Raw genomic sequence first — 513 nt, 5'->3', positions numbered from 1 at the left:
GCCAGCAAATCCTGCATCAGCTCGCGACCGCCAGCCGTCTCCGCGCGGCCTTCGAGATAACGGTACAAGTCCAGCGCATCGTTGTGCAGATCGAATACCCGAGTACAGATGGCGTCGTAATCCAGGCCCGCAAAACTCTCTTCAACATCCAGCGTCCGCGTGCGAGGGTTATCGGTGAAATGGTCGTACACCCAGCTATCGAGCACATTGATGTCGGCCTGTTGCTCAAAGCGCGCCACCATCTGCTGCATACAGCGCTCGTGGTCCGCCAGATATTGCAGCAACCAGCGCATACGCTCCGAGCTTTCGCCCGATACGGCACCGGCCTCCATGCACTTGGCGAGCTGGCCATGCATATGCTGCGTCCATTCGATCAACTCACGATAGGTTTCCGCTTTCATCAAGCCTCCTGCTGGTGCGCAAGCGTTGCGCTCTGATTGTGTACCTGATTTTTTGGCCCCGACGCGGCAGGCAAGTTCAGTATGGGCTGTAACCTGAGGTTGCAGCCAACCC

Annotated in this window: 1 protein-coding gene; it reads right to left on the bottom strand. The window is 57.9% G+C overall.

Annotated features, from left to right (window positions below; all coding sequences use genetic code 11):
- On the bottom strand, positions 1-401 hold a 401-nt coding region (locus tag V7756_RS19095; protein WP_335611775.1), incomplete at its 3' end, for an ATPase.
- Positions 402-513 lie beyond the last annotated feature (112 nt).

The sequence above is a fragment of the Halopseudomonas sp. genome, assembly GCF_036961105.1.
In the GTDB taxonomy this organism is placed as follows: Bacteria; Pseudomonadota; Gammaproteobacteria; order Pseudomonadales; family Pseudomonadaceae; genus Halopseudomonas.
The sequence above is the reverse complement of the archived record's forward strand: the minus strand, read 5'-3'. Positions and strand labels throughout refer to the sequence as shown.